22 protein-coding genes and 1 pseudogene are annotated in these 26,262 nt (G+C 65.9%); 15 read left to right on the top strand and 8 right to left on the bottom strand.

The genetic code is table 11. The features are described from left to right. Positions 1 to 386, bottom strand: a 386-nt coding sequence (locus ACQR1I_RS30425; RefSeq protein WP_434869769.1) for a (2Fe-2S)-binding protein, incomplete at its 3' end; no start/stop codon positions are given. Between the two features lie 257 nt (positions 387 to 643). On the opposite strand from ACQR1I_RS30425, the gene ACQR1I_RS30420 reads away from it, so the two are divergent. Together ACQR1I_RS30420 and ACQR1I_RS30415 are read left to right on the top strand one after the other, a co-directional pair. After that, positions 644 to 1,024 (top strand): hypothetical protein, encoded by a 381-nt coding sequence (locus ACQR1I_RS30420; RefSeq protein WP_434869768.1) that lies wholly within the window; start codon positions 644 to 646, stop codon positions 1,022 to 1,024. Between the two features lie 31 nt (positions 1,025 to 1,055). After that, complete coding sequence (locus ACQR1I_RS30415; RefSeq protein WP_434869767.1) at positions 1,056 to 1,727, top strand: dienelactone hydrolase family protein; 672 nt, start codon at positions 1,056 to 1,058, stop codon at positions 1,725 to 1,727. Between the two features lie 156 nt (positions 1,728 to 1,883). Here ACQR1I_RS30415 and ACQR1I_RS30410 read toward each other — a convergent pair whose 3' ends face one another. From ACQR1I_RS30410 to ACQR1I_RS30400, 3 genes are all read right to left on the bottom strand, one after another. Then, the gene (locus ACQR1I_RS30410; RefSeq protein ID WP_434869766.1) at positions 1,884 to 2,579 is read right to left on the bottom strand and encodes a polysaccharide biosynthesis/export family protein; all 696 of its coding nucleotides are present in this window, start codon (positions 2,577 to 2,579) and stop codon (positions 1,884 to 1,886) included. A gap of 181 nt (positions 2,580 to 2,760) precedes the next feature. After that, a complete protein-coding gene (gene msrA / locus ACQR1I_RS30405; RefSeq protein WP_434869765.1) occupies positions 2,761 to 3,417 on the bottom strand; it encodes a peptide-methionine (S)-S-oxide reductase MsrA in 657 nt (218 codons plus the stop codon). Positions 3,418 to 3,611: 194 nt separating this feature from the next. Beyond that, positions 3,612 to 3,929 carry a hypothetical protein gene (locus ACQR1I_RS30400; protein ID WP_434869764.1) on the bottom strand — a complete coding sequence of 106 codons (318 nt, stop codon included), beginning with the start codon at positions 3,927 to 3,929 and terminating at the stop codon, positions 3,612 to 3,614. A 361-nt stretch (positions 3,930 to 4,290) separates the two neighbouring features. Here ACQR1I_RS30400 and rpsT point away from each other — a divergent pair, with 361 nt between their 5' ends. From rpsT to gyrB, 7 genes and pseudogenes are all read left to right on the top strand, one after another. Then, entirely contained in the window at positions 4,291 to 4,557 is a 267-nt protein-coding gene (gene rpsT / locus ACQR1I_RS30395; protein WP_434869763.1) for a 30S ribosomal protein S20, read from the top strand. Positions 4,558 to 5,892: 1,335 nt separating this feature from the next. After that, positions 5,893 to 7,323 carry a chromosomal replication initiator protein DnaA gene (dnaA, locus tag ACQR1I_RS30390; protein ID WP_434869762.1) on the top strand — a complete coding sequence of 477 codons (1,431 nt, stop codon included), beginning with the start codon at positions 5,893 to 5,895 and terminating at the stop codon, positions 7,321 to 7,323. A 318-nt stretch (positions 7,324 to 7,641) separates the two neighbouring features. After that, the gene (dnaN, locus tag ACQR1I_RS30385) at positions 7,642 to 8,760 is read left to right on the top strand and encodes a DNA polymerase III subunit beta (RefSeq protein WP_434869761.1); all 1,119 of its coding nucleotides are present in this window, start codon (positions 7,642 to 7,644) and stop codon (positions 8,758 to 8,760) included. A gap of 82 nt (positions 8,761 to 8,842) precedes the next feature. Further along, positions 8,843 to 9,131: pseudogene (locus ACQR1I_RS30380) on the top strand (GIY-YIG nuclease family protein). Between the two features lie 62 nt (positions 9,132 to 9,193). After that, positions 9,194 to 10,330 (top strand): DNA replication/repair protein RecF, encoded by a 1,137-nt coding sequence (gene recF, locus ACQR1I_RS30375; RefSeq protein ID WP_434869760.1) that lies wholly within the window; start codon positions 9,194 to 9,196, stop codon positions 10,328 to 10,330. 130 nt (positions 10,331 to 10,460) lie between these two features. Continuing rightward, entirely contained in the window at positions 10,461 to 12,614 is a 2,154-nt protein-coding gene (locus ACQR1I_RS30370) for a hypothetical protein (RefSeq protein WP_434869759.1), read from the top strand. Positions 12,615 to 12,943: 329 nt separating this feature from the next. Then, positions 12,944 to 15,379 carry a DNA topoisomerase (ATP-hydrolyzing) subunit B gene (gene gyrB / locus ACQR1I_RS30365; protein ID WP_434869758.1) on the top strand — a complete coding sequence of 812 codons (2,436 nt, stop codon included), beginning with the start codon at positions 12,944 to 12,946 and terminating at the stop codon, positions 15,377 to 15,379. A gap of 67 nt (positions 15,380 to 15,446) precedes the next feature. On the opposite strand, the gene ACQR1I_RS30360 is transcribed toward gyrB, so the two are convergent. Next, on the bottom strand, positions 15,447 to 17,441 hold the full coding sequence (locus tag ACQR1I_RS30360; protein WP_434869757.1) for an acetoacetate--CoA ligase: 1,995 nt from the start codon (positions 17,439 to 17,441) through the stop codon (positions 15,447 to 15,449). Between the two features lie 200 nt (positions 17,442 to 17,641). On the opposite strand from ACQR1I_RS30360, the gene ACQR1I_RS30355 reads away from it, so the two are divergent. The 4 genes from ACQR1I_RS30355 to ACQR1I_RS30340 all read left to right on the top strand — a co-directional run bounded on the left by ACQR1I_RS30355 (position 17,642) and on the right by ACQR1I_RS30340 (position 20,479). Further along, on the top strand, positions 17,642 to 17,896 hold the full coding sequence (locus tag ACQR1I_RS30355; RefSeq protein WP_434869756.1) for a FitA-like ribbon-helix-helix domain-containing protein: 255 nt from the start codon (positions 17,642 to 17,644) through the stop codon (positions 17,894 to 17,896). Next, the gene (locus ACQR1I_RS30350; RefSeq protein ID WP_434869755.1) at positions 17,893 to 18,315 is read left to right on the top strand and encodes a type II toxin-antitoxin system VapC family toxin; all 423 of its coding nucleotides are present in this window, start codon (positions 17,893 to 17,895) and stop codon (positions 18,313 to 18,315) included. The genes ACQR1I_RS30355 and ACQR1I_RS30350 overlap by 4 nt, the downstream gene beginning before the upstream one ends. Positions 18,316 to 18,404: 89 nt before the next feature. Then, positions 18,405 to 19,700: a UDP-N-acetylglucosamine 1-carboxyvinyltransferase gene (gene murA / locus ACQR1I_RS30345; protein WP_434869754.1), complete on the top strand. Its 1,296-nt coding sequence runs from the start codon at positions 18,405 to 18,407 to the stop codon at positions 19,698 to 19,700. Positions 19,701 to 20,068: 368 nt separating this feature from the next. Continuing rightward, positions 20,069 to 20,479, top strand: a complete 411-nt coding sequence (locus ACQR1I_RS30340; protein ID WP_434869753.1) for a DUF5071 domain-containing protein — start codon at positions 20,069 to 20,071, stop codon at positions 20,477 to 20,479. 49 nt (positions 20,480 to 20,528) lie between these two features. Here ACQR1I_RS30340 and ACQR1I_RS30335 read toward each other — a convergent pair whose 3' ends face one another. After that, positions 20,529 to 20,954, bottom strand: a complete 426-nt coding sequence (locus tag ACQR1I_RS30335) for a GNAT family N-acetyltransferase (RefSeq protein ID WP_434869752.1) — start codon at positions 20,952 to 20,954, stop codon at positions 20,529 to 20,531. Between the two features lie 25 nt (positions 20,955 to 20,979). Then, entirely contained in the window at positions 20,980 to 21,411 is a 432-nt protein-coding gene (locus tag ACQR1I_RS30330; RefSeq protein ID WP_434888857.1) for a hypothetical protein, read from the bottom strand. 829 nt (positions 21,412 to 22,240) lie between these two features. Between ACQR1I_RS30330 and ACQR1I_RS30325 the strand changes: the two genes are divergently transcribed. Continuing rightward, complete coding sequence (locus tag ACQR1I_RS30325) at positions 22,241 to 23,623, top strand: MATE family efflux transporter (RefSeq protein ID WP_434869750.1); 1,383 nt, start codon at positions 22,241 to 22,243, stop codon at positions 23,621 to 23,623. A gap of 2 nt (positions 23,624 to 23,625) precedes the next feature. On the opposite strand, the gene ACQR1I_RS30320 is transcribed toward ACQR1I_RS30325, so the two are convergent. After that, entirely contained in the window at positions 23,626 to 24,768 is a 1,143-nt protein-coding gene (locus ACQR1I_RS30320) for an FUSC family protein (protein WP_434869749.1), read from the bottom strand. A gap of 119 nt (positions 24,769 to 24,887) precedes the next feature. On the opposite strand from ACQR1I_RS30320, the gene ACQR1I_RS30315 reads away from it, so the two are divergent. Beyond that, positions 24,888 to 26,258, top strand: coding sequence for an MmgE/PrpD family protein (locus ACQR1I_RS30315; protein WP_434869748.1), 1,371 nt, complete (start codon positions 24,888 to 24,890; stop codon positions 26,256 to 26,258). The last annotated feature ends 4 nt before the right edge of the window (positions 26,259 to 26,262 follow it).

The following is a 26,262-nucleotide window of genomic DNA, read 5'->3' as shown; positions in this document are numbered from 1 at the left end:
TTGCCGTCCATGTGCGCTGTGATCTCCTCCTTGGTCGGGCTCGTCGTCTTGGCCAGCAGCGAGGCCGCCTGCATGATCTGACCGGACTGACAGTAGCCGCATTGCGGCACCTGCTCGGCGACCCACGCCTTCTGCAGCGGATGATCGCCCTTCTGCGACAGACCCTCGATGGTGGTGATCTTCTTGTCCTTGACGTCGCCGACCATGGTCTGGCACGAGCGCACGGCCTCGCCGTTGACATGCACGGTGCAGGCGCCGCACAGCCCGGCGCCGCAGCCGAACTTGGTGCCGGTCATCTGCAACTGCTCGCGGATGACCCATAGCAGCGGCGTGTCGTTCGCCGCATCGACGGACATGGTCCGTCCATTGATGGTGAGATTAGGCATGTGGTTTCTTCCCCGCCCGGCGTACGACTTCGCTTACGGCGAAGTTCGGTTTATGAACGCTCCGGCATCCACCGGTTCGATGCCAGTCGTCGGGAAGAATGATCGCGTTACTGCGGCGACGCAACGGGAATTGGAACGACGGCTTGCGAAATGAATCGGCATTTTGCGTTGTGCGGCGCAGAAGCGCTGGGACGGCAGCACCGCACGAGCTAAGAGATGGATGTTGTCGCCGACGTCGTCGAAGGAGAGATCAGCTGATGAGGATACCTGCGCATGGAAGGCGCCTCGCCGCGGTCATCCCGTCTGTCTTGCCGCCGATCTTGGCGGTTGGCCTGCTGATTGCAGGTGACGCCGCGGCTTGGGAGGCGCCCGCCATCACGGCTCGTGCGCCTTTCACAGCGACGTTATCCAACACCACACCGCTTGCCTTCGGCATGGATGTCGGTGAGACATCGCGCGTGCTGGAGCAACCGCTCGTCTACCTGAACGGCACGGCCGGCAACGAGACCTTTCTGGCGCTGCGCAATCTCGGCGGCAGCGGGCTTGTTCCGCACCATCACCGCCTCTTCCTCAAGTTCCGCAAGGGCCGGCTGACCGGCTGGAAAGAGGACTACGGCACCAACTGGATGTGGCGCTGAGCGCGCCTGTCGAATGCAAAGAGGACAGAACGTGGGACAGGACATCAAGCTGACGGCATCGGACGGCTTCCAGCTCGGCGCCTACCGGGCCGATCCGGCCGGCACGGCCAAGGGCGCCCTGGTCGTGATCCAGGAGATCTTCGGTGTCAACCATCACATCCGCAACATCTGCGACCGTCTCGCCGCAGAGGGTTACGTCGCGATCGCGCCCGCGATCTTTGACCGCGTCGAACCCGACTTCACCTCCGGCTACTCGCCCGACGAAATCGCCGTCGCACGGAAATTCGTCGCCAATCCCGACTGGCCGGCGATGCTGCGCGATACCCAGGCAGCGATCGATGCCGTCAAGAGCGTGGGGCCGGTCGGCATCATCGGCTTCTGCCTCGGCGGCAGCATCGCCTATGCGGCCGCAACCAAGCTGACGGGGCTGAAGGCCGCGATCGGCTATTACGGCGGCGCCGTGGTGCGCTTTGCCGAAGACAAGCCGACCGTGCCCACCCAGCTGCATTTCGGCGAGAAGGATGCAGGCATTCCCCTGACCGACGTCGAGACCATCAAGGCCAAGCGGCCGGACGTCGAGGTCCTGGTCTATCCCGGCGCCCAGCACGGCTTCGGCTGCGACGAGCGCGCGAGCTACGACAAGCCGAGCTCCGATTTGGCGTGGACGCGCAGCCTGGCGTTCTTCGCGCAGCATCTGCGCTGAAGGTCCAACCACCGTCATTGCGAGGAGCGAAGCGACGAAGCAATCCAGAGTCTCACGCGCAGCCCTGGATTGCTTCGCTACGCTCGCAATGACGGCGGAGCGATCACGGCGTCACTCCGCAGCAATGTAGGCTGCAGCTGGACGACGCGTGCAGCGTCAGAACCAGCGTTCGCCGACCTGGATCGTATCACCCGGCTTGAGCGAGGTGCCGAGCGGCACCTCGTAGCGCGCGGCGCCGGACGCATCGGTATGAGTCAGCGTCACGATGTCACGCCGGGCGCGCGGCGAGAAGCCGCCGGCGATCGCGATCGCGCTCTCGACGGTCATGTTGGGGACGTAGGGGTACTGACCCGGCGCCTGAACTTCTCCGAGAATGAAGAACGGTCGATACGCCTCGATCTCGACCGCGACCGAGGGCTCGCGGATGTAGCCGTTGCGGAGCTTGGTCGTGATCTCGGCAGCGAGGCCTGCCGTGGTGCGGCCGCGCGCCGGCACGCTGCCGATCAGCGGCATCGTGATCGAGCCGGACGCGTCGATCGCGTAGGTGTTGGTGAGGCCCTCCTGGCCGTAGACCACGACGCGCAGCTTGTCGCCGGCGTCGAGATGATAGGCCGCATCGGAACGCGCCGGCACGTAGCCCGCACGCGGAGCAGCGGCATACGCGTTGCGCAGCGCCGGGATCGCCCCGCTTTGCCCGGTGGCGGCAACCGGGGTGGCGGAAGGCGTCCCATAGGCCATTGCGTCGAGATCACTCTGCGGCTGGATGACGGCGACGGGGGACGCCGTGTGCATGCAGCCCGACAGCAGGATGGTGGAGACGACGGCAATGACCGGAAGAAAAAACGCGCGCACTCGAACAATCCTTGGATGAGGATGTGTCCTAGTCATGCGCGGTTAAGGTTAACAAACCGTTGGCACGTGTAGTCCCGGCGGGCCGCACGCGCATCCGAACGGGGGAGATTCGAGCGAAAAAAATCCCCCTCCTGGAGCAGGAGGGGGATCTGATGCTGACCGTGTTGTGGCGCGCGATGGCTTACGCGCTGACGCCGACGCCGATCGGGCACGCGACACCGGTGCCGCCGAGACCGCAATAGCCGGCCGGATTCTTGGCCAGATACTGCTGATGATAATCCTCGGCGAAATAGAACGGCCCGGCCGGTGCGATCTCCGTCGTGATGGCTCCGAGTCCCTTGGCGCGCAGCGCAGCCTCATACGCCGCCTTCGAGGCCTCGGCCGTCTCGCGCTGCGCATCGCTGAAGGTGTAGATGGCGGAGCGGTATTGCGTGCCCACGTCGTTACCCTGGCGCATGCCCTGGGTCGGGTCGTGACTCTCCCAGAACGTCTTCAGCAGCCGCTCGTACGACATGACCTTGGGATCGTACACCACCAGCACGACCTCGGTATGCGCGGTCTGTCCCGAGCACACCTCCTCGTAGGTCGGGTTAGGCGTGTGACCGCCGGCATAACCGACGGCCGTGACGTGGATGCCGTCGCCGAGCTGCCAGAACTTGCGCTCGGCACCCCAGAAGCAGCCGAGCCCGAACACCGCCTGCTCGAGGCCGGCGGGATAGGGCGGCAGCAGGCGGCGACCATTGACGAAATGCGTCGGGGCCGTCGGGATCGGCTGGGCGCGGCCGGGCAAGGCATCGGCGGCGGTCGGCAAGGCAGTTGATTTGCGCATGAAGAACATCGCATGTCTCCTCATGGCCATAGTTCCCGCCGGAAAGCCGGCGGGCGCGATGACCGATCGTGTTGGATTATATAGGGCTCTACGCAGCGAGCTGTAGCGCTGTTACGCCGAGGCCGGGCGCGACCGCCCGCCGCGGTTCCACGGCGTTGCCTTCGCCGTCGGCGGGCCTTCGCTATTCGGGCTGCGACCGGTGCCTAGTCGCGCGAATAGCCGATCAGCGGCCGGCGCGGCCGGAACAGCAGCATCAGCAGGATGCCGAGGATGCCGAGCACCGCGAAGACCGGCTGGTCGAGCAGCACCTTGACGATCCAATCCCACAGGAATGGCGCCTTGGCTTCGACGGAGGCCTTGAATGCCGCCTGGCTCGATTGGTGGACGTCGTTCCAGAGCTGGCCGAAGCGGGTGAACTGCAGGCTCTGGTCGGCCACCCACCGGGCACCGTCATAGACGACGAAGATGAAGCTCCCCGCCAGCAGCAATAGCCCCACCAGGCGGAAAAAACCGCGGATCATGCCTCACCTGCCCTCTCTCCGATGCCCCAAAAAGGCAGCAAGGCCATAGCGGGGACCCTTCATAAATTCAACCTCGTCAGGGGCTTAGATGGCGCTTTTGGCGACTTTCGCCGGCCCGACGGCGCTAGAGACCGTTGACGCTCGGCGGCCCTGCCCCTATAAGGTCGCCATTGGCGGTGGGCGCAATCTCGCCGCCGCTGTTCTTTGAGCAGCGCCGATCCGCCGAGCATAATCCGCTCCGGCCATGGCATTCTCAGAGAGGCGTCCGAACAACCACCGCGTCGATTGGACCGCGTCAAGCGGGCCGCGCGCGTACCCCGCAAGCGCGGCGACTGCTCGCCGTCGAAGGATATTTGAGAGCATGGCCAACACCACTTCCGCGAAGAAGGCGACGCGCAAGATTGCCCGCCGCACCATCGTCAACAAGTCCCGCCGCACCCAGATGCGCGGCGCCGTTCGTTCGGTCGAAGACGCGATCAAGAAGGGCGACCGCGACGCTGCGCTGAAGGCGATGGCCAATGCCGAGCCGCAGCTGATGCGCGCCGCGCAGCGCAACATCATTCACAAGAACAACGCGAGCCGCAAAGTGTCGCGCCTTGCTCATCAGATCGCGAAGCTCGCGAAGTGAATCGTACGAACGACTGACGAACTATCAAGATGCAAACAGCCCGGCTCGCGCCGGGCTTTTCTTTTGCGCACTTTCTTTTGCGCATCGATCACGTGAACATTGATCTGGTGCGCATTGACGTCGTCAGCTGCGTGTTGCTCGCAACGAGCGCTCTAGCTCAGGGAGCATCACAGCCTCACGACGATCTCCACGCGCATTGAAACAGTCGATTGTCGCGATCGCCTGACACCTCCCGTAGTCCTACGTGATGTCGTTCCGTAAATCTACGCGGTGACAATTTTGCTGCACCTGAAACACGCGCGAATCTGCGTTGTGCATGCGCGTCGATGTCAAGAGCGCACGATCGGACGTTCGCCTCGCGCACGTCGCGCGGCGGGAGTTACCCGCGTCGAGCAATCGCAAAAAACATCGTCTCGAAAATGACTTAAGTGCATAGCGCGATGAAGTGGTTGGAAAAGCGGTCAGGCTCGGCGCATACGTAAAAAAATTATGAAGAAATTTTGTGCAGACCATGTTGTTTGTTGCATTCGAGATTCCTCGCGATGATTCAAAACCTTGCTTTCTTAACGCGCGAGGCGATGCAGCAAGCGGCGCAAAGAGTCGTCGCGGCTCGTCCGATCAAATGGATTGCGAGTCCCGGCGCATCGTGTATTTCTTAAATCCACTCGCGGCGCCCACGATCTTGAGACCAGCGCGGTTTTAGAAAACGGGGCGGACGTGCAAATCGGCGGCGGTGTGCGCGTTGGCGACGCTTTCCAAAGCGATGGCCGGACTCATTCCCATAGCAATATGGGAAACGACTGAACTTTGTCGAAATTTCTCGGGCACAACATCATCGTTGCGCCGTTTTGAACAAGAGAAATACGACAACGCTCGACCCGGCTGAAGCTTGCGACGGCTTCGTTTAGTGAGTGGACAATGGACGGGATATACGGCACTGCGGCTGGATCTGGGGTTCGGACGCGGATGCCTATGGGACTTGTGAGATAGGACAACTTGCCGTGAGCAATCGCGGTGAGGCGGGGAGGTTGCATGCTTTACGGACACATCGCTGTTAGACACCAGACACCGGTTCCGGATCACGCACCCTTAGCGGTCGACACGACCACCGCCATCGGACCTCCCCTCGCCGTTGCGCACCCGAGTATGCGCTGACCTCGCGGAGACCTCCCTCGACCAAGCATTGATCTGCCCGACAGCGTACGCGCTGGACGGCGAAGCTATGGCTGAAGTCGAGCCTCCGCTCGAGGTCTCGCCGCGGCAGACGATTCCTTCGAGGACATCTGCACGGCGATCACACGACACCACCACTCAATTCGAAAAGTTGCGACTGCCATGACAAATTCGGAACAGGAACGCTGGTCTCGCGTGAAGGGTCGGCTGCGCTCGACCGTCGGCGAGGACGTCTATACGAGCTGGTTCGCCCGCATGGACCTCGAAGCCGTCCAGGACGAAAGCGTTCATCTGTCGGTCCCGACGCGGTTCCTGAAGAGCTGGATCCAGGCGCATTATGCCGAGCGCGTGCTGTCGTGCTGGCAGGCCGAGATGCCTGAGGTTCACCGCATTGATCTGTCGGTCCGCTCCGCCATGCGCTGCGCGACTCCGGTCAAGGAGGTTCCGGTGGCGGTCGAAGCCCGTCGTCCCGAGCGGAGCGACATCAAGCCGGCCCACGACATGCGCACGCTGGCCGCTGCACCGGTCGCGGCCAGCCACGACGCGCTCGGCGGCTCGCCGCTCGACCCGCGCCTGACTTTCGCGAGCTTCGTCGTCGGCCGCGCCAATACGCTGGCCCATGCGGCCGCCCGCCAAGTCGCCGATGGCCGCCGCGGCGATCCCGTGATGTTCAACCCGCTCTACATCCATGCCGGCGTCGGCCTTGGCAAGACGCATCTGCTGCAAGCCGTGACCTGGGCCGGCAATGCCGGCGGCGAGCGCAAGGTGCTGTATCTCACCGCCGAGAAATTCATGTACGGTTTCGTCGCGGCGCTGAAATCGCAGACAGCGCTGGCCTTCAAGGAGGCGCTGCGCGGCATCGACGTGCTGGTGATCGACGATCTGCAGTTCCTGCAAGGCAAGTCGACGCAGGCCGAGTTCTGTCACACGTTGAACGCGCTGATCGATGCCGGACGGCAGGTGGTGATCGCGGCCGACCGGCCGCCGTCCGATCTCGAGAGCCTCGATGATCGCGTCCGCTCGCGGCTCGCCGGCGGCCTCGTCGTCGAGATGGCCGCCTTGGGCGAGGACCTCCGCCTCGGCATTCTCAAATCGCGCGTCGCAGCCGCCCGCGCCCATCACGCCAGTTTCGACGTGCCGGAGCCGGTGCTCGACTATCTCGCCCGCTCGATCACCCATAACGGCCGCGACCTCGAAGGCGCCATCAACCGCCTGCTGGCGCATTCCAAGCTGAACAACCAGCCGGTCACGCTCGACATGGCCGAGCGCGAGGTGCGCGACCTGGTCCGCCCGCAGGAGCCGAAGCGGATCAAGATCGAGGACATCCAGCGCGTCGTGGCGCGGCAGTACAATGTCAGCCGCTCCGACCTGTTGTCGTCGCGCCGCACCGCCAATGTCGTCCGCCCCCGCCAGGTGGCGATGTACCTCGCAAAGACGCTGACCCTGCGCTCCCTGCCCGAGATCGGCCGCCGCTTCGGCGGGCGCGACCACACCACGGTGCTGCACGCCGTGCGCAAGATCGAGGCGCTGGTCGGCAAGGACATCACGCTGAACGACGAGGTCGAGTCGCTCAAGCGCCAGCTGCAGGACTAGCGCCCGCTCGGCGAGCCCGATCGGCCAGGGGGCGCGGACAGAAGGTCCGGCCCCAGCCGCGGTGCCCTGCTCTCGGATCAAGCATTTAAAAGGCTTCCGCCGCCCCGCCCTCACATGCGCGGAAACGCTTGCTGAAACGTGGGAAACCGGCCCGCTTTCCCTTGCGCTCGGGCCCCATCCGCGCCACTTTACACCTCCCCCTCACGCTCCTGGACGCTGGACAAGCGCCGTTCGGGCGCGAGGTGCCATCGGCCGCGGCGCTGTTCCAGCCCGCCGGCATTCCAGGACAAGCTCAGTTGGGAACGGGCGGGTAGTGCAATGAAGGTAACCGTCGAACGCGCGCAGCTGCTGAAGTCGCTGGGCCACGTCCATCGGGTGGTCGAGCGCCGCAACACCATCCCGATCCTGGGCAATGTGCTGGTGCGTGCAGAGAATGGGCGGTTGTCGCTGCGCGCCACCGATCTCGACCTCGAAGTGACGGAAACGCTGGCCGCCGAGACTGCCACCGCGGGTTCCACCACCGTGCCGGCGCACATGTTCTACGACATCGTGCGCAAGCTGCCGGACGGTTCGCAGATCGTGCTGGAGAGCGACGGCGAGCGCGCGGTGCTGGCGATCCGCGCCGGCCGCTCCAAGTTCACCCTGCAGACGCTGCCGGAGAGCGACTTCCCGGACCTCGCCGCGGGCGAGATGACGCATGCGTTCGGGGTTCCCGCCAAGGACATCAAAAGCCTGATCGACCGTACGCAGTTCGCGATCTCGACCGAGGAAACGCGCTACTATCTGAACGGCATCTATCTGCATGCCGGCGGCAGCGCCAAGCAGCCGACCTTGCGCGCCGTCGCCACCGACGGCCACCGCCTCGCCCAGGTCGATCTGCCGCAGCCTGCGGGCGCCGCCGAGATGCCCGGCGTCATCGTGCCGCGCAAGACTGTCGGCGAGGTGCAGCGGCTGATCGAGGACAATGACAGCGAGATCAAGATCGAGCTGTCGCAGGGCAAGATCCGCTTCACCCTGGGCCAGGTGGTGCTGACCTCGAAGCTGATCGACGGCACTTTCCCGGACTACGGCCGCGTCATTCCGCAGAACAACGACAAGGAACTGGTCGTCGACAAGGCCGATTTCGCCGCCGCCGTCGATCGCGTCTCTACCATTTCGAGCGAGCGTGGCCGCGCCGTGAAGCTGGCGTTGGCGCCCGGCAAGCTGGTGCTGTCGGTGACCAATCCGGACTCCGGCAGCGCCACCGAAGAGCTCGAGGTCGAATACGCCGCGGACGCGCTCGATATCGGCTTCAACTCGCGCTACCTGCTCGACATCGCCGCCCAGATCGAGGGTGAAGTCGCGGTGTTGCGCCTGGCTGATCCTGGCTCGCCGACCTTGATCCAGGACCGCGACAATAGAAATGCACTGTACGTACTGATGCCGATGCGGGTGTGAGGCGCGCCGCTGCTCGTTTCTTGCTGCGAGATTAGGTTTCACTCGTCATGGCCGGGCTTGACCCGGCCATCCATCCCCACAAATGACCTACTGGGTCTACATTCTCGCGAGCAAACCGGGCGGCACGCTCTATGTCGGCGTAACCAACGATTCTTGTCCGGCGGATCTATGAGCACCGGGAGGGGCTCGCAGAGAGTTTTACCCGGCGCTACGGCATCAAGCGGCTGGTCTACTTCGAGGCGCACGAAACGATCGCCGCAGCATTGCAGCGCGAGAAGAACATCAAGCACTAGTCACGTGAATGGAAGATCGAGCTGATCGTCGCAGGCAATCCGGATTGGCGAGACCTATATGATGAGATCGTCCGCTGACGCGGACGATGGATTGCCGGGTCAAGCCCGGCAATGACAGATTTGGGCTTACAACTTCTTCAATGACCCCGTCCCGCATCAATCGTCTCGCGCTGACGCATTTCCGCAGCTATCGGGCTGCTGGTGTCAGCGTGCAGGCGGACATGGTGGCGCTGGTCGGCGCCAATGGCGCCGGCAAGACCAATTGTCTGGAGGCGATCTCGTTCTTCGCGCCGGGCCGCGGGCTGCGCCGCGCCACGCTGGAGGACGTTGCCGACAACCAGGGCGACGGCTCCTGGGCGGTCTCGGCGGAGGTCGAGGGCGCGCTGGGGCTGACCACCTTCGGCACCGGCATCGAGCCACCGCGCAGCGATGCCAGCACCATCAGGCGCTGCCGTATCGATCGCGAGTCGGTCGGCTCGGCTGCTGCGTTCGGCGATCACATTCGCATGGTCTGGCTGACGCCGGCGATGGACGGGCTGTTCATGGGCGCAGCCTCCGAGCGGCGGCGCTTCTTCGACCGGCTGGTGCTGGCGATCGACAGCGAGCATTCCAGTCGCGTGTCGGCGCTGGAGCGCTCGTTGCGCTCGCGCAACCGGCTGCTCGAGGTGCGCAATTTCGACGACCATTGGTGTGACGCGATCGAGCGCGAGACGGCGGAGCTCGCCGTCGCCGTCGCCGCCAGCCGCGGCCAGACCGCCGTGAAGCTCGCCGCAATGCTGCGCCAGCGCGGCGCGGCGTCGGCGTTTCCCTCCGCCGAGATCGCGCTCGACGGCTGGATGGAGAACGCGCTGCTGACCGAGCCCGCGCTCGCCGTCGAGGACCGCTACCGCGCGATGCTGCGGGACAACCGCGCGCGCGATGCTGCCGCGGGGCGCACGCTGGATGGCCCGCATCTCACCGACCTGCACGTCATCTACGCACCGAAGAGCATGCCGGCGCGCGATGCCTCCACCGGCGAGCAGAAGGCGCTGCTGATCGGTCTCATCCTCGCGCATGCGACGCTGGTCGCCGAGACCACCGGCATCGTGCCGATGCTGCTGCTCGACGAGATCGTCGCCCACCTCGATCCCGGCCGCCGCACGGCGCTGTTCGGCGAGCTCGGCACGCTCGGTGCCCAGGTGTGGCTGACCGGCGCCGATCCCGCGGCGTTTGCCGAGCTGCGCGAGCTTGGTGAAATCTTCGACGTCGAAGGCGGCCGGATCACCGCGCGGCGGTAACGCCATCCCGCCATTGAACCTATCAGTTCCCAGGCCCGACTAGCAGTCGTTGAACGGCGTGACGGCGTCGGCCGGCGTTCGACAACGTCCCCAAGGCGAAGCGCCTTCCATCGAATTGCTGGAGATTGTGATGTCAAAGCTCAGGCAGCAGGCCACCGCCGCGCCGCGACTGCGGCTGTTCGCATGCGGGCTGTTGCTGCTCGCGAGCTGTACTGCAACGGCGCGGGCCGATGACGCCATCGTCGACGTGCACACGGTGCCGCGCCTCGAGGGCGCCGTCGAGGATACGGCGCGCTCCGATCGCTATCGCGCCATCTACCGCCTGCCGACGCCGCCCGCCGCGACGACGACGGCCACGCAGCAGCTGCTGAGCGCCGACGGCTGGGTGCGCTATGTCCGTCCGCTCGAGGAGCGCTATACGACGCTCAACTACAAGAAGGGCAAGCAGGGCCTGTCTGTGTCTTTCACCGGCAGCGGCGGCCGCATGGATCTGTCGGAGGTGAGCTACGCGCCGCTGCGGATCTACGCCGACCTGCCGTTCCCCGACGGCGCCACGGATCTCATGTTCGATGAGACCCGGCCGTATCTGTCCTGCATCGTGCCCTCAGCACTCGAGGCGGCGCAGGCGTTCTTCGCCAAGGAGATGACCGCGATCGGCTGGCAGCCACTCACGACCGAAGCGGCGGCGCGCTGGCCGAATGCCGATCTCAGCGGGACCACGCCCAACGGCGTGCGCGCCTTCTACGAGCGCGTCGCCAACGATGAACCCCGCCGCCAGGCTCCGGTGATGCTGACGCTGACCCGGCGCGATGACGGCAAGACCAAAGTCGAAATCCGGATCGCGCCATTTGCGCTGCCCAGCCAGCTCGAAGCCGGCGACGACCGCGCCGGCCTGCCGATGCCGAAGCCGGCCAAGTGGTCGCAGAGCCTCGGCAGCGACACATCTCCGAGCCGTCAGGCCAAGGGCGCCGTGATGGCCGAACTGCCGGCCGTGCTCGCCTTCTACACGCGCGAGCTGCCCGCGCGCGGCTGGCGGATCGATGCTGCCGCGCCAGGAACGCCCGAGGACGTGACGCTGAAGGTCGCCTCGGCCGAGGAGACCGGAACGCTGAAGCTGTCGCGCCAATACGATTTCACCATGGTCGAGCTGTCGGTGCGCGCCACCGACGCCGCACTGGCCGCCCGCGCCAAGGCGAAGAAGGATGCCGACGACAAGTTCATGGCCGATGCCGCCGCGATGGCCAAGCAGGTGATCGCCGCCGACGAGGTCCGCCGCGCCGCGCAGGCCGGCGCGATGTCCGACGCACCTGTGAGGACGCTGGCCGAAAATCCCGCGCCGATCGCGCTGCCGGAGACCGCAGAGGCGGTCGAGTTCGACGGCAGCCAGGGCCGGCTGGAGTTCAAGTCCACATCGTCGGTGAAGGCGCTCGCCGGCTTCTTCCGCTCGACCTTGAAGGCGACCGGCTACAGGGAGGCGCCGACCGTGATCGACAATCCGACCATGGCGCATCTGGAGTTTGCCGCGAAGGGCAAGTCGGTCAGCTTCACGATCATGCAGATGGGGCCCAAGGTGAACGTGACGGCCGACGGCACCGGCTTGATCGCGGCGGCGAAGCCGGCGGCGGGCGCCCAGGCGGCAGCGCAACCGGCCAAGGACGCCGCGCCGCTCGAAGCCGATCCCTCCTCGGCGCTGCCGGTGCCGAAGGAGCACAGCGCGACCTCGATGGCGACCTCCAAGCCGCCGGGCTTCGACACCCCGGTGCGCCTCGAGCTCGAAGCCAGCGTGCCCGCCGACCTCACTTCCGTGCTGGCGTTCTACCGTGTTGAACTGACCAAGCTCGGCTGGCAGGAGAAGCCGGAGGGCGCGCAGAGCAGCGCCGACAAGGCACGCCTCGCCTTCACCTCGCCGCAGGGGCCTGCCGTGCTGACGCTCGGCCGCGCCCGCGGCGAGACCTCGATCAACCTGGTGCAGAAGAACACGGACGCCGCCGCGAAGGCAGAGATCCTGCCGAATCCCGGACAGGCCAAGCTGATGCTCGGCAATATCGGCGATGCCGACGCCGTGCTGACGATCAACAAGAAGACCGTCAAGATCGCCGCCGGCACCGGCAGCCCGAAGATCCCGAAGGGCCCGCTGCTCGACCTGCCGCCCGGCAAGTACCGCTACGAGATCAAGATCGCCAGCCGCGCGCCGATACGCGACACGATCGAGCTCGGCGCCGGCGATGCCTGGGGCTTGTTGGTCGGGCCGACCGGCCGGGCCTTGCCGCTGCCGCTGTATTGAACCGACGGACGTTCCGCAGCGCTCTCTGCTCGAACCCTCGCGACGATGTCTCGGGCTGCCCCAACGGGCGGCCCGACGCCGTTGGAACGCCGCCTGACGCGACCATTCCAGGCTCCTTCCGAGCCCCCGCCGGACGGCCTCCGAATCGGCCTTTCGCACGGCCCGAAACAGGCTCTCGCACGGCTTGAAAATCCGTTAAAAAAACCCATCTCTTCAATGTCTTAACACATCCCTTTTTGCGCTATGCGCGCCCTGTCTTTCATGGCACAAATGGCGTTCTCAGCACCCCAGCGCGACATCGCCCTTCGGGACCCCTTCAAAGGCCTCACATGACCGAACCCGCCCGGCAAACCATCGCCGACAACGAGCCTGCCCCCGCGAACGAGTACGGCGCAGAATCGATCCGGGTGTTGAAGGGCCTGGATGCCGTGCGCAAGCGCCCGGGCATGTATATCGGCGACACCGATGACGGCTCCGGCCTGCATCACATGGTCTACGAGGTCGTCGACAACGCGATCGACGAGGCGCTCGCCGGTCACGCCACGGCGGTCGAGGTGGTGCTCAATCCGGACAACTCGGTCACTGTGCGCGACGACGGCCGCGGCATCCCGGTCGACATCCACAAGGGCGAAGGCGTGTCAGCGGCCGAAGTCATCATGACCCAGCTGCACGCCGGTGGAAAGTTCGACCAGAACTCCTACAAGGTGTCCGGCGGCCTGCATGGCGTCGGCGTCTCCGTCGTCAACGCGCTGTCGAGCAAGCTGCAGCTGCGGGTCTGGCGCGACGACAAGGAGCATCTCATCGAGTTCGCCCATGGCGATGCGGTTGCGCCGTTGAAGGTGGTCGCTGAGGCCAAGGGCAAGCGCGGCACCGAGGTGACGTTCCTCGCTTCGACCGAGACCTTCAAGAACGTCGAATACGACTACGCGACGCTCGAGCATCGCCTGCGCGAGCTCGCCTTCCTCAACTCCGGCGTCAACATCGTGCTGTCCGACATGCGCCACGCCGTCGAAAAGCGCGAGGAGATGCACTACGACGGCGGCGTCGAGGAGTTCGTCAAATATCTCGATCGCAACAAGAAGGCGATCGTGCCCGCCCCGATCATGGTGCGCTCGGAGGTCAACGGCATCACCGTCGAGGCGGCGCTGTGGTGGAACGACAGCTATCATGAGAACGTGCTGTGCTTCACCAACAACATCCCGCAGCGCGACGGCGGCACCCATCTCGCCGGCTTCCGCGGCGCGCTGACGCGCCAGGTCAACGGCTATGCCGAGGCCAATGCGAAGAAAGAGAAGATCGCGCTGACCGGCGACGACTGCCGCGAGGGCCTCACCGCCGTGCTCTCGGTGAAGGTGCCGGATCCGAAGTTCTCGTCGCAGACCAAGGACAAGCTGGTGTCCTCGGAAGTGCGCCCCGTGGTCGAGAACGTGCTGAACGAGGCGCTCGCAGCCTGGTTCGAGGAGCATCCGGGCGAAGCCAAGACCATCGTCGGCAAGGTGATCCAGGCCGCGGCCGCACGCGAGGCCGCGCGCAAGGCGCGCGAGCTGACCCGCAAGAGTCCGCTCAGCGTGTCATCGCTGCCGGGCAAGCTCGCGGACTGCCAGGAGAAGGATCCCGCCAAGTCCGAATTGTTCATCGTCGAGGGTGACTCCGCAGGCGGCAGCGCCAAGCAGGGCCGCAACCGCGAGTTCCAGGCGGTGCTGCCGCTGCGCGGCAAGATCCTCAATGTCGAGCGCGTGCGCCCGGACAAGATGCTGTCGAGCGAGCAGATCGGCACCCTGATCACCGCGCTCGGCACCGGCATCAGCGACGAATTCTCGGTCGACAAGCTGCGCTACCACAAGATCATCGTGATGACCGACGCCGACGTCGATGGCGCCCACATCCGCACGCTGCTCTTGACGTTCTTCTACCGCCAGATGCGCGAGATCATCGATCGCGGCCATCTCTACATCGCGCAGCCGCCGCTCTACAAGGTCACGCGCGGCAAGTCCGAGCAGTACCTCAAGGACGAGCGCGCGCTCGAAGACTATCTGATCGGCACCGGCCTCGACGATTGCGTGTTCAAGACCGCCGACGGCGAGGAACGGAAAGGCCGCGACCTGCTGGCGCTGGTCGAGGAGGCGCGGCTCGTCCGCAACATCCTGCGCAACCTGCACAACCGCTACGACCGCAAGGTCGTCGAGCAGGCCGCGATCGCCGGCGTGCTGCGCCCCGACATCATCCGCGACATTGCCACCGCGGACGCCGCGGCGGCGTACATCGCAAGGCGCCTGGACGTGCTGGCCGACGAGGTCGAGCGCGGCTGGATCGGCCACTTCGTCGAGGGCCAGGGTTTTGCGTTCGAGCGCACCGTCCGCGGGGTCAAGGATGCGGCCCTCATCGACGACGCGCTGCTCGCCTCGGCCGACGCCCGCAAGCTCGACGACTACGCCGCGCGCCTGCAGGAGGCCTACGCCAAGCCCGGCTCCTTGCGCCGCGGCGACACCCAGACCGTCATCCACGGCCCTGTCGACCTGTTCGAGGCCGTCACCGACGCCGGCCGCAAGGGCATCGCGATGCAGCGCTACAAAGGGCTGGGCGAGATGAACCCGCAGCAGCTCTGGGAAACCACCCTCGACACCGAGGCCCGCACGCTGCTGCAGGTCAGGGTCAAGGAGGTCGACGAGGCCGACGACATCTTCACCAAGCTGATGGGCGACGTCGTCGAGCCGCGCCGCGAGTTCATCCAGGACAACTCACTGTCGGCGAACGTGGACGTGTAGGGACCGAGGCCGGCGGGACGCTCCATCCGTCCGGCCTGACCATCGTCAGGGCTGACGCTCGCCGCTGTCATCCGCCTCGCCGGGCCGCCGCGAACTGCGTGAACCAGTCCAGCGCCGCCGGGTTTCGCGTGGCATCCTTGCTCGCGACCTTGTCCGGGGCATCACCGAGCAGCAGCCTGCGGACCGGCACCTCCATTTTCTTGCCGGTCAGGGTCATCGGAATCTCCGGCACGGCGATGATGACGTCCGGGACATGCCGCGGGCTGCGCTCGTGGCGCAAGCGCTGGCGGATCTCACCCTGCAGCGCGTCCGTCAGCTCGATGCCCTCGGCGAGCTGCACGAACAGCGGCATGTAGAAGCCGCCGTCCGGCTGCTCGATGCAGATCACGAGACTGTCGGCGATGCCGGGGACCGCCTCCATCGTCCGGTAGATCTCCGCAGAGCCAATGCGCACGCCGTGGCGGTTCAGCGTGGCGTCGGAGCGGCCCAGCACCTGGCAGCCGCCGCGTGCGTTGAAGCGAACCCGGTCACCATGCCGCCAGACTCCGGGATAGACGCCGAAATAGCTGTCCGTATAGCGGGCGAAGTCGGCATCGCCCCAGAAGCAGAGCGGCATCGACGGCATCGGCTTGAGAACGACGAGTTCGCCGGCCACGCCGATAATCTCTTGCCCTGCATCGTCGAACGCGACCGCGGCCACGCCGAGCGCGGGCGCCTGGATCTCGCCGGCATGGGTCGGCAGCAGCGGCGAGCCGGCCAGCAGGCCGGAGCAGAACTCCGTGCCGCCGGATTGCGACGACGCCCAGACCTCCGGCTTGACGGCTTCGTGCACCCAGCGAAACACCTCCGGCGTCGACGGCGAGCCGACCAGCATCACCGACTGCAGCCGCTCCAGATTGAACTCGCGGCCCGGGACGACGCCCTGCTGCCGCACCAGCTGGATGTAGCTCGGGCTGATGCCGAGCACGGTCACGCCGGCCGCTTCGACGAGCCGCCACACCAGGCGCGCATCTGGATGGCTCGGATGGCCATCATAGAGCACCGAGGTGCCGTTCATCAGCGGTCCCCACATCAGCGTGTTCCAGACCATCCAGCCAGTCGTCGAGTAGAAGAACAGCGTGCCCTCCGCCTCGATCTCGAAATGAAACGCCGCCGATTTGTAGTGCTCGAGCACGATGCCGTGGTGATTGTGCACGATCGGCTTCGGCAGGCCGGTCGTTCCCGAGGTGAACAGCACCCAGAGCGGATGATCCGATGCGACGCGCGTGAACTGGAATGCGTCGCGCGCGATCGCCGGACCGTCGAGCAGGTCGGGCCACGCCCGGATGCGGCCACGAAACTGCGGCGCCTTGCGCGCGGCCGGATGATAGTCGAGCATGACCAGCATCTCGGCGCTCGGCAGCGCCGCAAGGATGGCTTCGAGATCGCCGATGCGGTCGAAATCCTTCGCGCCGTAACGATAGCCGTTGACGGCGAAGACGAGCTTCGGCGCGATCTGCGAGAAGCGGTCGATCACCGTCTGCGCGCCGAATTCGGGCGCCGCCGAGGACCAGACAGCGCCGATTGCCGTGGTCGCCAGCATCGCGATGACCGCCTCCGGAATGTTCGGCATGTAGGCGACGACCCGGTCGCCCTCGCCGATCCCCATCTCGCGCAGCGATGTGGCGAGCCGCCGCACCCGGCCCGTGATCTCGCCCCAGCTCGCCGTTGCCAGCGGACGCAGCTCCGAGCCGTGATGCAGCATCGGCCGATCGGGGCTGCCGCTCAGTTCGTGGCGCAGCACGTGCTCGGCGAAGTTCAGCCGCGTCCCCGTGAACCAGCGCGTCCGCGGCATCGGATCGCGCGAGACCACCTCGCCGATCTCGCCGTCGGCCATGACCTCGAAATAGTCCCAGATCGAACGCCAGAACCCGGCGATGTCGTCGACCGACCACTGCCAGAGATCGTGATAGCCGGAGAAGCTGTGTCCGCGCGCGGCCAGCCAGTCGAGATACCGACGGATGTTGGCGCGCGCCCGCCGCTGTGGCGAGCAGGTCCAGACATCAGCTTGCTCATCGTCCATTCCGACGCATCTCCATGCCGCAGCGGCGACAGCCAAGACCATCGACTGCGCCAAACCGGCCGTCAAGAACGACGCGGCGCGACGACGACGCCGCGCGCCTGTCGGCGAATGTGGACGTGTCACCTCGGCTGAGACGACCCCTCGCCTGGACAGTGATATCATTTTTCGATATCGATATCACTCATTTGCTGGGGGATGTCATGCCGGCCGTGACCATTCGCAATCTGTCCGACGAGACGCACCGTGCCTTGAAGGCGCGTGCGGCTCAGCACAACCGCAGCACGGAGGCGGAAATTCGTGCCATCCTCGAAGCCGCTGTACAGCCGGAGGGACGAGTGCGTCTCGGCACCGCGCTGGCTGACATGAGCCGGAACATCGGGGTCACGAATGCCGATGTCGAAGCCCTCGAGCAGCATCGAGCCACCAAGCCCGCCGAACCGCACCGCTTCAAATGATCCTGCTCGACACCAATGTCGTGTCGGAAGCCATGAAGCCGGAGCCTTCACCCCAGGTGAAGTCATGGCTCGACCAGCAGGTCGCGGAGACGCTCTACCTGTCGAGCGTGACGATTGCGGAGTTGATGTTCGGCATCGGCGCGCTTCCGAGAGGACGGCGTAAGGACCGGCTGACCGCGGCACTCAATGGTGTCCTGGAGCTGTTTGGAAGCAGAGTTCTTGCTTTCGACACCAGCGCTGCCCGTCACTATGCTGAACTCGCAGTCAAGGCCCGCGCCGCCGGAAAGGGGTTTCCGACGCCCGACGGCTATATCGCAGCCATTGCCGCCTGCCATGGATTCATCGTCGCATCCCGCGACACGAGCGCGTTCAAGGCCGCGGGTATTGCGGTCGTTAACCCTTGGACCGCAGTGGCCTGACAGCGCCTTCCATGATAATTCCGTGCGGGACCGTTGTTCCGCGTTTCGCCGGCCCGGGCAAATCACCCTCTCAGAACGGACCTTTGCGCATGGCGCCCATTCAATACATCGTCGAGGGTGGTCACCGGCTCAAGGGTGCGATCGAGCCGTCGGGCAACAAGAACGCCGCGCTGCCGATCATCGCCGCCGCACTCTTGACCGAGCATCCGGTGACGCTCGACAACGTGCCGCGCATCCGCGACACCGAGACGCTGGTCGAGCTCGTGCGTTCGGTCGGCGCCTCGGCGGAATGGCGTGGCCGCAACCGGCTCGCGATCCATGCCAAGGAGATCCGCGCCGCCGATCTCGATCCGGATCTGTGCGCGCGCATCCGTGCCTCGATCCTGCTCGCCGGCCCGCTGCTTGCCCGCTGCGGCGAAGTGGCGCTGCCGCCGCCGGGCGGCGACGTGATCGGCCGCCGCCGGCTCGACACGCATTTCCTGGCCTTCGAGCAACTCGGCGCCAGCGTCACCGCATCCGACAGGATCGAGCTGCGCGCCTCCGGCCTGAAGGGCGCCGACGTCTTCCTCGACGAGCCCAGCGTCACCGCCACCGAGAACGCGCTGGTCGCCGCCGTGGCCGCGCACGGCACCACCTATCTGCGCAACGCCGCCTCCGAGCCGCACGTGCAGGACCTCGCGCATTTCCTGGTCGCGCTCGGCGCCAACATCGAGGGCATCGGCACCAACACCATGGTGATCCACGGCGCCAGCACGCTCGGCCAGGCGTCCTACGCGATCCAGCCTGATCACATCGAGGTCGGCTCGCTAATCGGGCTCGCCGCCGTGACGCGCTCCCCGCTGCGCATCGTCCGCGCCGGCACCGAGCATCTGCGCTCGATCCGCATGGGCTTCGAGCGGCTCGGCATCGTCTGCGAGGTCGCTGGCGACGACCTCATCGTGCCCTCGGATCAGACGCTCAAGATCAGGGACGATTTCGGCGGCCATGTGCCGAAGCTCGAGGACCAGCCCTGGCCGGCCTTTCCCGCCGATCTGATGTCGATCGCGATCGTCACCGCCACGCAATGCGAGGGGGTGATCCTGATGTTCGAGAAGATGTTCGAGTCGCGGATGTTCTTCGTCGACAAGCTGATCTCGATGGGCGGGCGCATCGTGCTGTGCGACCCGCACCGCGCCATCGTGTCCGGCCCGAACCGCCTGCGCGGCGCCCGCGTCGTCTCCCCCGACATCCGCGCCGGCATGGCCATGCTGCTCGCCGCGCTGTGCGCCGAAGGCACCTCGTACATCGACAACGCCGACCAGATCGAACGCGGCTACGAACGCATCGACGAGCGCCTGAACGCGCTCGGCGCGAAGATCACCCGGGTGCCGGAGCGCGGACGGTAGGGGCTCTTGGAAGCAGCTAATTGGTTGCGATGACCGAACCACGACGAAGCATCTTCTCAATCAACATCACGGCGCTTGAAATTGAAGGCCGATGCGGCGCCAGCTGTTGCGCCCTCTCCCCTTGTGGGAGAGGGCTTCGCCGGCTTATCCACGGACTGGCTTGGGTGAGGGGTATCTCTCCGCGAACGATGCTCGCCGAGACATCCCCCTCACCCAACCGAGGTTGCCGAACTGTCCTACATGCCCTCTCCCACAAGGGGAGAGGGCGCAGTCACGCGCACTGCGATTTATCATCGATTTCACCACGCTACTAACGGGCACGGCGCGAGCCGCTCCGAGCAACCCGAGCCGAAACGGCGCCGTAAATCATGGCAGAGATACCCATAGACGACGTCCATCAACTCATTCCTCGCGGAAAGCAGGATCTCGATCGTGCCCGGGCTGCCGTTGCCGCCGGCTATCCCGCCGTTGCGCCGATCTTGCCGGAGCTGACGGCATGGCTGCAGGACGGCAACTGGCCGGTGGCTCACATCCTTTCGCCGTTCCTGTGCTCGATTGGCGCGCCGATGGCCCCGCATGTCTGGCACGTCCTCAAGTCTGACGATGACGTCTGGAAGTATTGGATCCTGTCGTGGATCATGCCGTCGCTTCCGGGGCAGGTGGTGCTGCAATTCCGTCCCGAGCTCGAACGCCTCTGCCGGAGTCCGACAGAGAATGAACGACGGGAGGAGCTCGACCAGCAGGCGCGCGACGTCCTTGCAGGGTTTGGCTGGATCTGACGGCAAGCTCGCCTGCGTTGCCGCAGCCGACCAGGCGATATCCCGGCGCTCATGATCGCCGCTGATGCGACCAGCCGCGATCCGCAACGCGATCAAAGCCCATGGCTTCCCAGAAGCGCGCAGCCCCATCGTTGCCGGCATGGACGGTCAACAAGCCGACTTGCCCTGCCGCCACCTTCAGCAGCGCGACAGCGATGGTCCGCGCGACGCCGTGACGTCTGCACGCCCGCTGCACGTAGAATCGGCGCATCCGCCACACCGGCTGCTCGGTTGGCGCAGGCTCGTCCGTCATCGCGCCGATGCCGGCAAGCCTGCCGCTGACAAGGGCTGCGAACACGTGATGAAACATCGCCGGGGTGTCGATCAGCTCGGATGCCAGCCGGTTCAGATGGGCATGTCCATCCGCTCTCGCGTCTGCCTCCAACGCATTGAAGCCGGCCGGCAGTCGATCGCCAACACGTTCCAGAACGATCATATCCATCGCCCCCAGGCCACCGACACTACAGTGAAGATGGCTTGGTGGAGAACCAGTCGCGGGCGTCTCGACGGAGCAGCATCGACACAGCGATGACCGAGATGACGACTGCGACAAGAGAAATTACGGCCATGGTCGGATTGTATCGAAGGTGCGCGTCGAAATCCAGGAACACAGCCGGAATACTGCCAATGGAGAATATGATGCTGATCCAGCGAGCCCAGTTCTTTCGCCTGCGCGCGATGAGCCATATCCAGGCTGCCTGGATGACAAACACGCCGAGAACGCTGATCGGATACAGGATTGGACTCTGATTGGTGTATTTGACGAGGGTGGCCCGGTCCGCCCACGCAGAGGGCGCCGTTGCAATCAATGCTGCGATGGCAATCCGCTCGTACCAGAGGACACTGGCAGGACGGACCGCGAGCGCCGCCTCCTCGGTCACTTCTCTCACCATCGCCGAATTCCATCGCTCGATCCATTCAGCGACAACATACAGCAAGCGAACGCGGTGACCAGCAACCGCGACGACACGCGGTCCATGGCTGCGGCTCGCCCATCGGCACAACCGAGACGCGGCCAACCTATTTTCGACAATCCGCTCAGCAACATGGTCCGATCGAGAGGACCCGGCACCATCTTTTCGCTTGCGTTCTTTTCGAAAATCAGAAATAGTACGCCATCCCGTCCTCAGGAGAGGGACGCTTCGCGGTCGTCACGGACGTTGAGGGCGGGGATGCGGTGGGCGCGGCGGCTCACAGCGTGCACTCGGGTTTCACCGAGGCTGGCGCGTGGACGAATGAGCGGCCGCGTACGGCGAAAGCGTATGGTCCTGGCCTCCCGACGCTGAGGTCAAGCCGGCGGGGATGATGATCCGCAGGCGACGGGGGCAAGAAAGCCCGGTCCCCGGGGAGAGTACGTATAAGCCGTTCCAACCATCGCGCGGGGAATGCCGGGATGTCTCGGCTGAACCTGTGGTTCCTGCCGCCTGCATTTTTTTACGCAGGCGGGCCATGGGTGCGGCCAGCGCCCGGCATTCCCCGCGCCCTCTCCACTTCATGAGGGCCATGACGATGCATCCCTCGGGCGCTCCTGCGCCGCGAGACCGCGAGCCGCTGCCGGCAATCGTTCAACGTGACTGAAAGCTGATGACGACCGTCGTCATCGCGATCCGACGCATCAGCGACACCGCCGCGCTGCGCCGATCATGACGCACCTGCAGCGAGACCGCATCGACGGGAGAGACGTGATGTGCACGACGCAACGACGACTGCTATAGCCCCGCCATGACCTCCACAGCCGGAACCAACCACGCGCCGCGACCGGCGCAGACGCCTTCCCTCGCGCACGACCTCTGGGAGACGATCCGCCTCGCCGCGCCGATGGCGCTGACGCAGCTGTCGCAGATCGCGATGATGTCGACCGATCTCGCCTTCATCGGCCGGCTCGGCGGCGACGCGGTCGCGGCGGCCGCGTTGTCGGGCACGGTCTACTTCGTCGGCTCGACCTTCGGCATCGGCCTGATGTCGGCGGTGGCGCCGCTCGCGGCGCAGGCATTCGGCGCTGATGATGCCGGGCTGGTCCGGCGCGCGCTGCGCGTCGGCCTGTGGGCCGGACTGTTCATCGCGCTGCCGATCATGCTGATCGCGCTGAATGGCGAGAGCATCCTGCTCGCGCTCGCACAGGCGCCCGGCGTGGCGCATCTCGCGCAGGACTATCTGGCCGGCCTCGTCTGGGGCGTTGCGCCGATGCTGTGGTTCATGGCGCTGCGCAGCTTCATGGGCGCGGTGAACCGGCCGGAGCCGGTGCTGTGGATCACGCTCGCCGCGATCCCGCTCAATGCGCTGCTGGTCTATCTGCTTCTGTACGGCCATTGGGGTTTTCCGCAGCTCGGCCTGACCGGCGTCGGCCTCGCAACCTCGACAGTCAATCTCGCGACGTTCCTGGCCGCGCTGTCGATCGCGGCCACTCGTCCGCCGTTCCGCGACTATCACGTGCTGGCGCGGCTTGCGCACATCGACTGGGGTCTGATGCGGCAGCTCCTCGTCATCGGCGCGCCGATCTCGCTGTCGTTCCTGCTCGAATACGGCCTGTTCTCCGCGGCCGCCATCCTGATGGGACTGATCAGCACGCCCGCACTGGCCGCCCATCAGATCGCGCTGCAGATCACCGCGATCCTGTTCATGGTGCCGTTCGGCATCAGCATGGCGGCGACCGTGCGCGTCGGCCACGCCGCCGGACGCAACGACGAAATCGGGATTCGCCGCGCCGGCCTGATGGCGATGCTGCTCGGCGTTTTTCTCGCGGTGCTGTTCACCCTCGGCATCATCGTCGCGCGCGTCGAGATCGTGCAGCTGTTTCTCGGCGCAGATCTTGCCGATGCGGAAGCGACCGCGGCGCTCGCGGCCACGCTGCTGCTCATCGGCACGACGTTCTTCATCACCGATGCGCTGCAGACCGTCGCCGTGGGAGCGTTGCGCGGCATCAAGGATACGCGGATCCCGCTGCTCCTGGCCGTGCTCGGCTATTGGCTGATCGGCTTCCCCGCGTCCTACGCGCTGGGTCTCCACACGTCTCATGGCGCCGCCGGCATCTGGATCGGACTGTCGATCGGCACCACGATCTACGCAGCCCTCCTGGTGCTGCGTTTTCTCAGGTTGTCGCGATGACGCTACGCGCCGGCCGTGTCAGGCGACTCCTCCGGCTCGGGCCGATGCGGCTTGCCCGGCGCGGTGCCCGCCCATTCGGCAATCACGCGTTCGAGGTCGATCAGGTTCTGCCGCATCTGATCGAGCGAGAAGCCGAGCGCGAAGAAGCGTTCGGCGGCGTCGCCCGGCAGGCCGCGGGTCAGGCCCTCGCTGCGCACCGCGGCGACCGCCTCGGCATAGGCCTTGACCGCGACGTGGATCGGCCAGATCGCCGGCGGGCCGGAGCCATTGCGGATGGCGGCAGCGCAGCCGCGCAGGTAGGTCGCGATGGCGTCGCTGACCCGCGTCACCGGTCCCGACAGCCGCGCCTGCAGCTCCGAGGGCAGCGGCACCACGCTGGCGCGGCCGATCATGACGACGTCATGACGCAGGCGAAGGATCGTCCGCAGCAGCGGACCGGTGTCGGCGCCCGACGACAGCCGCGCCGAGCGCTCGCGCTCCGCCTCGGCGCCGGTGGCGTTCAACTCGGTCAGCGCGGTGCCGATGCCGTCCTGGATCTGATGCAACGCGTCGTTGTCGCGGCCGCGCGACAGGCCGGCGAGCAATTCGGTCATCGCCGCGGCGATCAGTTCGAGCAGCCGCCCGGCGGCGCTGCGCATCTGCACGTGGGCGCGCGACGGCAGCACGATGAACGACACCGCAAGGCCGGTCAGCGCGCCGACCGCGACCTCGAACACGCGATCGATTGCCGAGCCCAGCGGATCGAGATGCCCCATCGTCGGCACCAGCAGCACGATCACGGCCGTCACGGTGGCGGCATTGAGGCTCGGATTGATCGCGGCGATGAAGGCGAGCGGCGTCACCGCCAGGATCAGCATGCCCAACAGCTGCAGCTCGCCGGAATGCGGGATCAGCACGGTGATAGCGCCGCCATAAATGGCGCCGCCGATGGTGCCGAACATGTAGTCGCGCGTCGCCTTCAGCGAGCGCCCGACGCTGCCTTGGGTGACGATCAGCGAGGTCAGCACCGCCCACAGCGGCAGCTTCAGCTGGAATGCCGTGGCGATGGCAAACGCGAGCGTGGCAGCGACCGTGCCGCGCACGGCCAGCGACATCTGTGCCTTGCGGGCGCGCACGCCGCCGAACAGCTCCTTGAACGACGCCATCAATCCATCACCTCGAAACAGACCTGCGCGGCGGCATGGCAGCCTCCCGCCGGACCAGACCGGCTTGAAAGGCGGAATCAGCTTGCCTACGCTGCGTGCAACAACGCTCAGGAAACACGATGGCCCAGGAAACCGCAACGCTCGCCAGCTATGTCGCCGAGCTGAAATTTGACGATATCCCGCCCGAGGTGCTCGACCGCGCCAAGGTGCTGACGCTCGACTTTCTCGGCAGCGCCATCCGCGCCCGGCGCGAGGCGGAATCGACACCCTCGGTGGTGAATATGCTGGCCGCGCTGAAGCTGGACGCGGCGGGCGAAGCCACGGTGTTCGGCGATTCCAGGACCTGGACACCGGCCGTCGCGGCGCTGCTCAACGGCACGATGGGCCATTCGCTCGACTTCGATGATACCCACGCCGATTCCTCGCTGCATCCGAGTGCGCCCGTCGTGCCGGCCGCCTTCGCCGTCGGCGAAATGGTCGGCGCGTCCGGTCGCGAGGTGCTGACCGCGATCGTCGCCGGCTACGAGGTGTGCTGCCGGCTCGGCAACGCGCTCGATCCGACCTCGCATTATGCGCGTGGCTTCCACCCGACCGCTACCGCCGGCACCTATGGCGCGGCGGCGGCGGCCGGCAAGCTGTTCGGCCTGTCGGAGCAGCAGCTGATCTACGCCTTCGGCGTCTCCGGCAGCCAGGCCGCGGGCTCGCTGCAGTTCCTGGTCAACGGCGCCTGGAACAAGCGCTATCAGGTGGGGGCTTCCGCGATGAACGGTGTGATCGCGGCGACGCTGGCGAAGAACGATTTCGTCGGCGCCGTCGAATCCGTCGAAGGCAAGCATGGCCTGCTCGTTGGCTACACCGATACGCCGCATCACGACAAGGCCGTCGCGGGTCTCGGCACGACCTATGAGACGATGAAGATCGGCGTGAAGCCGTATCCGAGCTGCCGCTATACGCACGCGGCGATCGACGCCATCATTGCGCTGCGCCGCGAGCACAACCTGACACCGGACCAGGTCAAGCGCGTCGAGATCGGCCTGCACCGCAACGGCATCACCTTGACGGGCGATGCCGCGACCAAGCGGCATCCGACCTCGATCGTCGGCGGCCAGTTCTCGATGTATTTCACCGGCGCGCTGGCGCTCGACCAGGGCCGCTTCGGCTGGGACGACTACACGAGGCTTGGCGACACCGCGCTCAACGCGCTCGCCGACAAGTTCGATGTCGTGCAGGACGACAAGCTCGAGATCGGCCGCAGCCATCCGTTCGGCGCGCGCGTCACCATCACGACCGAGGACGGCGTGCATGAACGGCTGCACGACGATCCCTCGGGCGAGCCGACGTCGTTCCCGTCCGCGCAGGCGATGAGCGACAAGTTCATCACCTTGGCGCGGCCGGTGCTGAGCAGCCGCGCGCAGAGTTTTGCTGATGCGATTCTGTCCCTGGAACGGTTCGACCGCGTCGAACAGGCGACTGCGCTGGGGAGGGCGTAACGCA

The organism is Bradyrhizobium sp. HKCCYLS2038 (assembly GCF_051167655.1).
Lineage (GTDB): Bacteria > Pseudomonadota > Alphaproteobacteria > Rhizobiales > Xanthobacteraceae > Bradyrhizobium.
Note: the sequence above shows the minus strand (reverse complement) of the source record. Positions and strands in the feature narration are given on the sequence as shown.

Coding starts and splice junctions, on each gene's coding strand:
- ACQR1I_RS30340 (WP_434869753.1), top strand. CDS start 20,069: ATGGCAGAGATACCCATAGACGACGTCCATCAACTCATTCCTCGCGGA.
- ACQR1I_RS30335 (WP_434869752.1), bottom strand. CDS start 20,954: ATGATCGTTCTGGAACGTGTTGGCGATCGACTGCCGGCCGGCTTCAAT.
- ACQR1I_RS30320 (WP_434869749.1), bottom strand. CDS start 24,768: ATGGCGTCGTTCAAGGAGCTGTTCGGCGGCGTGCGCGCCCGCAAGGCA.
- ACQR1I_RS30325 (WP_434869750.1), top strand. CDS start 22,241: ATGACCTCCACAGCCGGAACCAACCACGCGCCGCGACCGGCGCAGACG.
- murA (WP_434869754.1), top strand. CDS start 18,405: ATGGCGCCCATTCAATACATCGTCGAGGGTGGTCACCGGCTCAAGGGT.
- gyrB (WP_434869758.1), top strand. CDS start 12,944: ATGACCGAACCCGCCCGGCAAACCATCGCCGACAACGAGCCTGCCCCC.
- ACQR1I_RS30420 (WP_434869768.1), top strand. CDS start 644: ATGAGGATACCTGCGCATGGAAGGCGCCTCGCCGCGGTCATCCCGTCT.
- ACQR1I_RS30360 (WP_434869757.1), bottom strand. CDS start 17,441: ATGGACGATGAGCAAGCTGATGTCTGGACCTGCTCGCCACAGCGGCGG.
- dnaA (WP_434869762.1), top strand. CDS start 5,893: ATGACAAATTCGGAACAGGAACGCTGGTCTCGCGTGAAGGGTCGGCTG.
- rpsT (WP_434869763.1), top strand. CDS start 4,291: ATGGCCAACACCACTTCCGCGAAGAAGGCGACGCGCAAGATTGCCCGC.
- ACQR1I_RS30370 (WP_434869759.1), top strand. CDS start 10,461: ATGTCAAAGCTCAGGCAGCAGGCCACCGCCGCGCCGCGACTGCGGCTG.
- dnaN (WP_434869761.1), top strand. CDS start 7,642: ATGAAGGTAACCGTCGAACGCGCGCAGCTGCTGAAGTCGCTGGGCCAC.
- ACQR1I_RS30315 (WP_434869748.1), top strand. CDS start 24,888: ATGGCCCAGGAAACCGCAACGCTCGCCAGCTATGTCGCCGAGCTGAAA.
- ACQR1I_RS30400 (WP_434869764.1), bottom strand. CDS start 3,929: ATGATCCGCGGTTTTTTCCGCCTGGTGGGGCTATTGCTGCTGGCGGGG.
- ACQR1I_RS30350 (WP_434869755.1), top strand. CDS start 17,893: ATGATCCTGCTCGACACCAATGTCGTGTCGGAAGCCATGAAGCCGGAG.
- ACQR1I_RS30355 (WP_434869756.1), top strand. CDS start 17,642: ATGCCGGCCGTGACCATTCGCAATCTGTCCGACGAGACGCACCGTGCC.
- ACQR1I_RS30330 (WP_434888857.1), bottom strand. CDS start 21,411: ATGGTGAGAGAAGTGACCGAGGAGGCGGCGCTCGCGGTCCGTCCTGCC.
- recF (WP_434869760.1), top strand. CDS start 9,194: ATGACCCCGTCCCGCATCAATCGTCTCGCGCTGACGCATTTCCGCAGC.
- msrA (WP_434869765.1), bottom strand. CDS start 3,417: ATGTTCTTCATGCGCAAATCAACTGCCTTGCCGACCGCCGCCGATGCC.